The 10,062-nt window shown below is 62.6% G+C and carries 9 protein-coding genes and 1 riboswitch; of the genes, 2 read left to right on the forward strand and 7 right to left on the reverse strand.

Features of this window, described 5'->3' with window-relative positions:
- Positions 1-44 precede the first annotated feature (44 nt).
- Positions 45-1,247, reverse strand: a complete 1,203-nt coding sequence (gene hemW / locus Q0K43_RS02025) for a radical SAM family heme chaperone HemW (protein WP_297288901.1) — start codon at positions 1,245-1,247, stop codon at positions 45-47.
- A 155-nt stretch (positions 1,248-1,402) separates the two neighbouring features.
- On the opposite strand from hemW, the gene Q0K43_RS02030 reads away from it, so the two are divergent.
- Positions 1,403-2,305: an RluA family pseudouridine synthase gene (locus tag Q0K43_RS02030; RefSeq protein ID WP_297288902.1), complete on the forward strand. Its 903-nt coding sequence runs from the start codon at positions 1,403-1,405 to the stop codon at positions 2,303-2,305.
- Positions 2,306-2,419: 114 nt separating this feature from the next.
- Positions 2,420-3,121, forward strand: coding sequence for a hypothetical protein (locus tag Q0K43_RS02035; RefSeq protein ID WP_297288903.1), 702 nt, complete (start codon positions 2,420-2,422; stop codon positions 3,119-3,121).
- 56 nt (positions 3,122-3,177) lie between these two features.
- On the opposite strand, the gene ribE is transcribed toward Q0K43_RS02035, so the two are convergent.
- The 6 genes from ribE to topB all read right to left on the reverse strand — a co-directional run.
- Complete coding sequence (gene ribE / locus Q0K43_RS02040; RefSeq protein WP_297288904.1) at positions 3,178-3,645, reverse strand: 6,7-dimethyl-8-ribityllumazine synthase; 468 nt, start codon at positions 3,643-3,645, stop codon at positions 3,178-3,180.
- Between the two features lie 13 nt (positions 3,646-3,658).
- Complete coding sequence (locus Q0K43_RS02045) at positions 3,659-4,876, reverse strand: bifunctional 3,4-dihydroxy-2-butanone-4-phosphate synthase/GTP cyclohydrolase II (protein ID WP_297288905.1); 1,218 nt, start codon at positions 4,874-4,876, stop codon at positions 3,659-3,661.
- Positions 4,877-4,891: 15 nt separating this feature from the next.
- On the reverse strand, positions 4,892-5,521 hold the full coding sequence (locus tag Q0K43_RS02050) for a riboflavin synthase (protein WP_297288906.1): 630 nt from the start codon (positions 5,519-5,521) through the stop codon (positions 4,892-4,894).
- Positions 5,502-6,608: a bifunctional diaminohydroxyphosphoribosylaminopyrimidine deaminase/5-amino-6-(5-phosphoribosylamino)uracil reductase RibD gene (gene ribD, locus Q0K43_RS02055; RefSeq protein WP_297288907.1), complete on the reverse strand. Its 1,107-nt coding sequence runs from the start codon at positions 6,606-6,608 to the stop codon at positions 5,502-5,504. The genes Q0K43_RS02050 and ribD overlap by 20 nt, the downstream gene beginning before the upstream one ends.
- Positions 6,609-6,729: 121 nt before the next feature.
- Positions 6,730-6,847, reverse strand: a riboswitch (FMN riboswitch).
- 47 nt (positions 6,848-6,894) lie between these two features.
- Complete coding sequence (locus Q0K43_RS02060) at positions 6,895-8,280, reverse strand: alanine/glycine:cation symporter family protein (RefSeq protein ID WP_297288908.1); 1,386 nt, start codon at positions 8,278-8,280, stop codon at positions 6,895-6,897.
- A 30-nt stretch (positions 8,281-8,310) separates the two neighbouring features.
- Positions 8,311-10,062 (reverse strand): DNA topoisomerase III (gene topB, locus Q0K43_RS02065; protein WP_297288909.1); only part of this gene is annotated, 1,752 nt, incomplete at its 5' end.

Consider the following 10,062-nt stretch of genomic DNA (forward strand, 5'->3'; position numbering starts at 1 on the left):
ACGCTCCCGCTTGTAAACCAGCGGGAGCGTTTGATCAAAAAACTTTATTCCGCTTCTGTGGGGCGGCCCTGCTTCAGTCGGGGAAGGGTCTTTTCCAAAGTGGCCTCCTCCTGGACGGTGAGCAGATCGCCAATGAGCTGGTTGGAGATGAGAAAACCCTTGGGGGTCAGATTCCAGCGCCGCTCGTGGCGCTCCGCCCAGCCGTGGCGCTCATAGTCCTCCAGCTTTTGCTCAATGGGGTCGAAGTCCAGGAAAAACTCCCGGCGGTATTCCCATTCCTCAATGCCCCGGGTGGTACGCAGGCGGAGCATCAGATATTCGCTGCCCCGTTCCCGGGCGGGGATCAGGTCGGAGGAGTCAATGACGGTGCCGCCCTCCAGAACGCCGGAGATATAACCCTCCAGATCCCGGACAAAGGAGTAACGCCGTCCGCCGAAATCGGAGTGGGCGCCGGGTCCGAAGCCGATATAGGGCCGGCCCATCCAGTATTTCAGGTTGTGGCGGGACTGGAAGCCGGAACGGGCAAAATTGGAGATCTCATACTGCCGGTAGCCCTCTTTTTCCAACCGCTCCACCGTCCACAGATACATGTCCGCCTGGGCATCGTCGTCGGGCAGCTTCTCCCCCCGGGACACCCGGTAGTCCAGGGGCGTACCCTCCTCCACCTTCAGGCCGTAGCAGCTCAGGTGTTCCGGCTTGAGGGAGAGTATCTGCTCCACCGTGTCCTGCCAGCCGGCCAACTCCTGGCCGGGCAGGCCGTAGATCAGGTCCAGGCTGAGATTCTGAAACTTTGCCTTGCGGGCCAGAGCCACTGCCTGGACGGCCTGCTGAAAGTCGTGGGGGCGATGGAGACTCTGCAATTCCCGGTCGCAGGCGGACTGCACCCCCAGGGAGAGCCGGTTGACCCCCGCCCGACGGAGGGCCTGGAGCATCTTCAGATCCACGCTGTCCGGATTGCACTCCACGGTGATCTCGGCATCCTTAGCCAGATCAAACCGCTTGCCAATGAGCCGCAGCAGTTCCCGCAGCCGCTTTTCCCCGTAAAAGCTGGGGGTGCCGCCCCCAAAGTATACGGTGTCGATTTGCCAGCCCCTGGTTTGAGGGGCGGTCTCCTTCATGTGGGCCAATAAGGCCTTCTGGTAATCGTCCATCCGCCCCTCCTGGCCGGCCAGGGAGTAAAAATCGCAGTAGTCACACTTGCTGCGGCAAAAGGGGATGTGGATATAGATGCCCAGTTTCTCTGCCATAAACGGCGCCTCGCTTCCTGGAAGGGTACAATATAAGGTGCGCATATGGTCCGCAAAACGGCCAATATATTAAAAGCTATTATACTACAAAAAACCCGGTTTGAAAAGCACAGACGGCCATGCTATACTGAAAAAAACAGGAAGGAGAGGGTATCGTGACCGGAAAAACCTGCCGCCGGCTGACATTGCGGGTGGAACCGGCGTGGGACGGGGAAAAGATCGACACCCTGCTGCGCCGGGAACTGGGCCTGTCGGGCACCGTCATCAAGCGGATCAAATGGCTGGAGGACGGTATCCTGCTGGACGGCGTCCGGGCCATCACCGGCCAGCGGGCGGCGGCAGGGCAGGTTCTCTCTGTCCGGGTGGACGATGGGGGGCAACCCGACACCGTATTTCCCACGCCGGGCAAGGTGGATGTGGTCTATGAGGACGACGACCTGCTGGTGGTCAACAAGGCCCCCGGCCTGCCGGTCCACCCCGGGCCGGGCAACGGCAGGGATACCCTGTGCAACTATATCGCTTATGATTACCAGCAGAAGGGGAAAACGGCGGGGATCCACCCGGTCCACCGGCTGGATAAAGGTACTTCGGGACTGCTGGTGGTGGCCAAGCATCCCCACGCCCAGGAGAAACTGAAAGGTCAGATGCACACCGGGGCCTTCCGGCGGATCTATCTGGCGGTGTGCGACGGGGTGCCGGAGCCGGAACAGGGCAGGGTGGAGGCCCCTATCGGGCGGGTACCCGCTTCCCTGATTATGCGGCAGGTGGACCCGTCCGGCCGGCCTGCGGCCACCCGCTACCGGGTGGTGGAGCGGGCAGGGGACCGGGCGCTGGTGGAGCTGGAACTGGAGACGGGCCGCACCCATCAGATCCGGGTCCATATGGCCCATCTGGGCTGTCCGCTCACCGGCGATTTCCTCTACGGCAGGGAGGACAGAACCCTCATTGCCCGGCCCGCTCTTCACTCCGCGGAGCTGTTTCTCACCCATCCCATCACCGGGGCACATCTCCACCTGACCTGCCCGCTGCCGGAGGATATGGCGGCGCTGCTGAGGTGATGGGCGGCGAACACTATGCAGAGGGGATATTGTAATGCCGATTTTTTATGCTACACTTGGTTCAGAAGTTCCGTCAGGGGCATATTGGCCCCAATTTTGCAAGGAAAGGAATGGATGAACATGAAGAAATGGATGGCAGCCCTGCTGGCAGTGGCGATGATGTGCGCTCTGGCCGCGTGCGGCGGCGGAGGGAGCGGTGAAACCACCCAGTCGCCCACTGGGAATGAGGTCGTAGAAAATTCTCCGTCCCCCGCAGTGGAACCCTCGGAGAGCCAGCCGGTGGAGGAGACCACCAAGCCGGCGGCGGAGTCCTTTGCTATTGGCGATACCATCACGCTGGACTTTGTGGAGATGACCTTCACTGAAACCGGGATCGCCGAGGATATCAGAACCTCCATCACCACCAACAACGGCGTACAGATTACCCGCACCACCGGCCCTGAGCCGGAGAGCGGCAAGCAGTTTGTGTACATCAAGGGTACCATCAAGAATCTGGCCACCGATGCCCTGCCGGTGTACGATTTCTTTGTGGGCAACTTTATGGTGGATCAGTATAACTTCGAGGTGGACGCCACCAATTGTGATGTCATTACCGCTGAGGGGGAGAGCCTCAGCAGTATCGACCCGCTGACCACCGGCTCCTTCACCCTCTATGCGGCCATCCCCAATGAACTGGTGGAGAGCCACAGCAGCAGCAGCTTCACCTTTGGCTTCTACGATCTGTTCGACAACGAGGAACTGGCCAGGAACCGGGCCTTTGAAGATGATCCCATCTCCCTGTGTCCCTATCAATATACCGTGGATCTGGGCGTGTAAAAATGGAAAGCGGGCCTGCTGTGCAACAACGATGCGCAGCAGGCCCGCTTTTTATCTCAGGAAAGACGGGCGAAGAGGTTGACCATCTCGATGGCGGACAGGGCGCAGTCGTAGCCCTTGTTGCCCGCCTTGGTGCCGGCCCGCTCGATGGCCTGCTCGATGGTGTCGGTGGTAAGTACCCCGAAGAGGACCGGTCTGCCGCTCTGCATGGAGGCCTGGGCCACCCCCTTGGATACCTCGGCGCATACATAGTCGTAGTGGGAGGTGGAACCCCGGATCACGGCGCCCAGACAGATCACCGCGTCATACCTGCCGCTCTGGGCCAGGCGGAGGGCGGCCACCGGGATCTCGAAGGCGCCGGGCACCCACGCTACGTCAATGTTTTCCGTGGGCACACCGTGGCGCACCAGGCCGTCCTCCACGCCGGAGAGCAGTTTGCTTACGATGAACTCGTTGAACCGGGATGCTACAATGGCGATATGCAGGCTTTCGCTGCCAATCAGTTTGCCTTCCAGAATATTCATGTCAAATACCTCCCTAAATCTTGTCGTCGTCGGTCACCTGCTCCAGCAGGTGACCCATTTTTTCACGCTTGGTCCACAGATAGAAATGGTCGTGTTTCTGAGGGGCAATCTCGATGGGTACCCGCTCTGTGATCTCCAGGCCGAAGCCGGACAGGCCGTAGATTTTGTCCGGATTATTAGTCAGCAGGCGCAGTTCCTTGACTCCCAAATCACGGAGGATCTGAGCCCCGATCCAATACTCCCGCAGATCGGGTGCAAAGCCCAGCTTGAGGTTGGCCTCCACCGTGTCGTAGCCCTGCTCCTGGAGGGTGTAGGTTTTCAGCTTGTTGATGAGACCGATGCCCCGGCCCTCCTGCCGCATATAAAGTACCACGCCCCGGCCCTCTTTCTCGATGCGCTCCATAGCGGCGGAGAGCTGCTGACCGCAGTCGCAGCGCTGGGAGCCGAACACGTCGCCGGTGAGGCATTCCGAGTGGACCCGGCACAGCACCCCTAAGCCGTCCCCGATGTCCCCCTTCACCAGGGCCACATGACTCTCGCCGGTGAGGTCGTTGGTGTAGCCGTAGATGGTGAAGTCGCCATACTTGGTGGGCATTTTGGCCGTGGCCTCCCGCACAACGTGCTTGTCGTGGAGGCGGCAGTAGTCCTGGAGATCCTGGATGGTGATGACTTTGAGGCCCCAGGCCTCGGCGTTTTCCAGCAGTTCGGTGGTGCGCATCATGGTGCCGTCCTCCCGCATGATCTCGCAGCACAGGCCGCACTCGGCAAGGCCTGCGTGGCGGCACAGATCCACCGTGGCCTCGGTGTGACCGTTGCGGGCCAGCACCCCGCCCCGGCGGGCCACCAGGGGAAACACATGGCCGGGCCGCCGAAACTCCTCCGGCCTGGCGTCGGGGGCGGCGCACCGGCGGCAGGTGAAGCCCCGCTCCTCAGCGGAGATGCCGGTGGTGGTATCCACATGGTCGATGGACACGGTGAAGGCGGTCTGATGGTTGTCGGTGTTCACCTTCACCATTTGTTCCAGCCCCAGCCGGGTGGCCACCGCCTCCGACATGGGGGTGCAGATGAGGCCCTTGGCATGGACCGCCATAAAGTTTACGTTTTCGGTGGTGGCAAACTGGGCGGCGCAGATCAGATCACCCTCGTTCTCACGGTCGGGGTCGTCGATGCACATGATGAGGTGTCCGGCCCGCAGCTCCTCCAGGGCCTCCTCAATGGTGGCAAATCCCATACTATGTATCCTCCTTTAAAATCCGTGTTGGGCCAGAAATTCCATGGTAATGCCGGAAGCCTTGGAAGTCTCCCGGCCCAGCAGTCTGGCCACATATTTGCCCAAAATATCGGTCTCCAGGTTGACGGTATCCCCCGCCTTCCGGTCCAGCAGGGTGGTGTGGCCCCCGGTGTGGGGGATGATGGAGACGGAGAAATCCCGGTCGGTGACGGCAGCCACCGTCAGACTGATGCCGTCAATGGCGATGGAGCCCTTCTCCACGATGCCGGAGAGTAGCTCCGGGGGGGCGGAGATGGTGACCCACACCGCGTTGCCCTCCCGCCGGAGGGAGGTTACCGTGCCGGTGCCGTCGATGTGGCCGGTGACGATGTGGCCCCCGAAACGGCCATCCGCAGCCATCGCCCGCTCCAGATTGACCTGAGAGCCGGGATGCAGCCCGCCCAGGCCGGTGCGCCGGAAGGTCTCGGGCATCACGTCGGCGGTAAAGCCGGTGGGGGAGAGGGCGGTCACCGTCAGGCACACCCCGTTCACCGCGATGGAGTCACCCAGCTTGGTACCTTCCAGCACCGTGTGGGCGGCCAGTTCCAGACTACCCGGCCCCACCCTGCGGATGGTGCCTAGTTCCTCAATGATCCCTGTGAACATGTTGTATCACCTCGTATTCCAGCAGCAGATCCTCCCCCATGGGGGTGCAGGTGGGAGGAGAGAGCCGCCAGCAGTCCTCCGGGCGGTCCACCCCCCGGCCCTCCACCGGGCTTTTGGCCTCCGCGCCGCCGAACAGCTTGGGGGCCAGGTAGCAATAGACCTTCTGCACCAGACCCTGCCGCAGCATGGACTCGTTGAGGCCGCCGCCCCCCTCCAGCAGTACGCCGTCAATCTCCCGTTTTCCCAGCTCCGCCATCAGGGCGGGCAGGTCCACTCTGCCGTCGGGGCCGGGCAGGTCCAGCACCGTGATCCCCAGGGCCTCCAGCGCCGTCCGTCTGTCCGGCGGGGGAGAGGCGCAGGCCACGATGGTGGGCACCTCCCTGGCGGTGCGGCACAGGTTGGAGGTAAGGGGGATGCGCAGCTGGGAGTCGCAGACAATCCGCACCGGATTGCGGCCGCCCGACCTCCGGCAGGTGAGCATGGGGTCGTCCTGGAGTACCGTGCCGATGCCCGCCAGGATACCCCGGTACTGGTGTCGCAGCGTGTGGACGTGAGCGCGGGCAATCTCGCCGGTGACCCACTGGGACAGACCGGTATGGCAGGCGATTTTGCCGTCGGCGGTCATGGCGTACTTCATGGCCACATAGGGGGTCTTGTGGGTGATGTAGTGGAAGAATACCGGGTTGAGGGCGTCGCATTCCCAGCGCATAAAGTCCTCCTCCACCTGGACTCCGGCCTGCCGCAGCAGGGCCGCCCCCTTGCCATGGACCAGGGGATTGGGGTCCCGGGAGCCGATAACCACCTTGGCGATACCTGCGTCCAGGATGGCCTGGGTGCAGGGCGGCTGACGGCCCTGGTGGCAGCAGGGTTCCAGTGTGACGTACAGGGTGGCCCCCGCCGGGTCCTCCGTGCAGGCGGCCAGCGCCTCCCGCTCGGCGTGGAGACCGCCGCAGCGACGGTGCCAGCCCTGGCCAATGACCCTGCCCTCCTTTACCAGCACCGCCCCCACCAGGGGATTGGGGCTGGTCCAGCCGGCGCCGCGTCTGGCTAATTGGATAGCCAGCGCCATATAGTCAGTGCCGTTCATTTTTGCTTGTCCCTCCTTTCTCGGGACGAAAAAAGCGCCCCGAAGCAACTTCGGGGCGCTGAGAAAGCAACTGCTGGGCAGGAAAACGATACCAAAAGAAAAGGGGTACGTTCATTCCCGCCGGCGTCTTCTTCCATCCAGACTTTAACTGTCGGTTTTGGAATTGCACCAAATCCTGCGCCTGCGCGCTCGCGGACTTTACCGCCGATCGGGAATTTCACCCTGCCCTGAAGACTGCATATGAACTTGTCGGCCTTATCATAGCACTGTGAAAAAGGGTTGTCAACTATTTATCCACGCTGGGGATCTCGGTGGTGTCCACCTCGTCCAGGTGATGCAGATAGTGCTTGGTTTCCCTGGCGATCACACCGGAGAGAAGGAGTACCGCGATCAGGTTGGGGATGGCCATGAGGGCGTTGAGGATGTCGGCGATGGTCCACACCAGATCCAGGGCCAGCACCGGGCCGATGACCACCACAGCCACAAAGAGGATCTTGTAGGGCAGGATGGCCTTCTTACCCCACAGATACTGGGCGCACCGCTCGCCGTAATAGGACCAGCCCAGAATGGTGGACCAGGCGAAGGTGATGATGCCGATCACCAGGATCACCGGCCCCAGAACGGGAATCTGGGCGAAGGCCAGGGTGGTCAGCTGGCCGCCGTCGGTGACGTGGATCATGTCGATATCGGGGTTTTTCATGATGGTGGATACAAGCACCAGGCCGGTCATGAGGCACACCACTACGGTGTCCCAGAAGGTGCCGGTGGCGGAGACCAGGGCCTGGCGCACCGGGTTGCGAGTCTGGGCGGCGGATGCCACCAGGGGGGCGGAACCCATACCGGACTCGTTGGAGAACAGGCCCCGGGCCACGCCGAAGCGCATGGCGATCATCAGGCCCTGGCCCACCAGACCGCCGGCCACCGCGCCGGGGGTAAAGGCCAGACGCACGATGGCCTCAATGGCGGGGAGGATGAAATCGTAGTTGAAGCCCAGAATGATGATGCAGCCCAGCACATAAAAGATGGCCATGAAGGGTACCAGCTTCTCGCACACGCTGGCGATGGATTTGATGCCGCCGATGATGACAATGGCGGTGAGCAGGCCGCCCACGATGCCGATGACAATGGGGGGGATAGGCACGGGAATATTGTTCTCAATTACTTCAGCAATGGCGTTGATCTGGGTGCCGCAGCCGATGCCGAAGGAGGCCAGAGCGGCCAGGGCGGCAAAGAGGACACCCAGCCACTTGAGGCCCAGCCCCCGCTCCAGGGCGTACATGGCGCCGCCCTGCATCTTGCCGTCGGGGGTGCGCACCCGGTACTTGACGGCGATGAGGGACTCGGCGTACTTGGTGGCGATGCCGAAGATACCGGCGATCCAGCACCAGAACACCGCGCCGGGGCCGCCCAGGAAGATGGCGGTGCCCACGCCGATGATGTTGCCGGTGCCGATGGTGGAGGCCAGGGCGGTGGTGAGAGCCTGGAACTGGCTCACGTCGCCGGGAGCGTCCGGGTCACGGGTCACCGACAGGCGGACGCCGGTGAAGGTCTTGCGCTGGATGAAACCGGTGCGTACCGTCATGAATAGGTGAGTACCCAGCAGCAGCACGATCATGGGAATGCCCCAGATAAAGTCGTCCAGCCAGTTGATGAAGGAAACAAACGCATCCATAGAAATCTCTCTTTTCTCTCTGATTCTCTCTTATTTGTTCTGTTCCAGCCACTTTTTCAGCTGTTCTGCCATAGCGGAGTTGCCGGTATCCTTTTTCTGCTCCTGCTGCTGGAGGTAGCGGCGCACGTCCCCCTTGCCGGCGGATTTACTCTCCCGCCGCTTCTTGAAATCGCTGAGCCGTTCCCGGTAGCCGCACACGCAGGCGAAGAGCTGTTTGTCCCCCTCGCCCCGCAGCTCCATCTTTTTGTGGCAGTTGGGGCAGCGGGCATTGGTGGTCTGGGTCACCGAGCGGCGGTAGCCGCACTCCCGGTCGGGACACACCAGCATCTTGCCCCGCTTGCCCTGGACGCTGAGCAGGAATTTGCCGCAGTCGGGACACTTTTCGCGGGTTACGTTGTCGTGGGTGTAGCTGGCCTGGCTGGCTTTCACCTCGGCCACCAGATGGGAGGCGTACTTCCGCATCTCGCCCACGAAGGCGTCCTCTTTTTCCCGGCCCTGGGCGATGTCCCCCAGCCGCTTCTCCCACTTGGCGGTGAGGGAGGCCGAGCGCAGGTCGGCGGGGGCCAGCCCCACCACCTGGACCCCCTTGGAGGTGGGTACCAGTTCCTTGCCCCGCCGCTCGATGTAGAAGGCGGAGAATAGCTTCTCAATGATGTCCGCCCGGGTGGCGGGGGTACCCAGGCCGCCGGTTTCCTCCAGAATCTTACTCTGGTCCCGGTCCTGTACCTGAGCGGCAGGGTGCTCCATCGCTGTCAGCAAGGTGGCTTCGGTATACCGCTTGGGCGGGGCCGTTTTGCCGGTGTTGGCCCTGGCCGACTGCACCGTCAGCCTGTCCCCCTGACGCAGATCGGGGAGGGTCTGCTCCCGCTCTCCCGTCTCGTCCTCCTCCTCGTCCTCCAGGGCAAAGGCGTGTCCGTAGGCCGCCTTCCAGCCCTGCTCCTTGACGATTTTCCCACGGGCGAGGAAGGTCTCGCCGTCGATGGTCAGCCGGAGAGAGACCTCCTCATACTCGAAGGGAGGCAGCAGCACCGCCAGGAACCGGCGGGCCACCAGATCGAAGATGTTGCGCTCCGGGCCGGACAGCCGCCACAGATCCACCTGCTCCTCGGTGGGGATGATGGCGTGGTGGTCGCTCACCTTGGCGTTGTTCACCAGAAACCGGGTCTGGAGCGGGCGGCGGGTCATGATCTGCCGGGCCAGGGGGGCGTACTCGTCGATCATAACGCTGCGCAGCCGCTCGGGCAGGGTGGGCACCACGTCGTCGGAGATGTAGCGGGAGTCGGTGCGGGGATAGGTGAGGATCTTGTGAACCTCATAGAGGTTCTGCATGATGGACAGGGTCTCCTTGGCGGAGTAGGCGTATTTCTTGTTGGCGTCCCGCTGCAATTCGGTCAGGTCGTAGGCCGCCGGAGGGGGCGTCTGCTTCCAGGTGCGCTTTACTTCGGAGAGGAGGGCCGGCTTCCCGTTCATACGGGCGGCCAGAGCCTCCGCCTGGGCCTTGTCAAAGATACGGGCCTGGCCGTTTTTGTCCCGCCAGGTAGCTGTGAAGCCGGGCAGTTTCACCGACACCGTCCAGAATTCCTTGGGCTGGAACTTGCGGATCTCCTCCTCCCGGTCCACGATGAGGGCCAGAGTGGGGGTCTGGACCCGGCCGGCGGACAGCTGGGCGTTGTACTTGCAGGTGAGGGCCCGGGTGACGTTGAGGCCCACCACCCAGTCGGCCACGCTGCGGGCCCGGGCGGAGTGGTACAGGTTGTCGTAGTCGGCGGCGGGGCGCAGGTG

This window comes from uncultured Flavonifractor sp. (genome assembly GCF_944383115.1).
Classification (GTDB): Bacteria; Bacillota; Clostridia; order Oscillospirales; family Oscillospiraceae; genus Flavonifractor.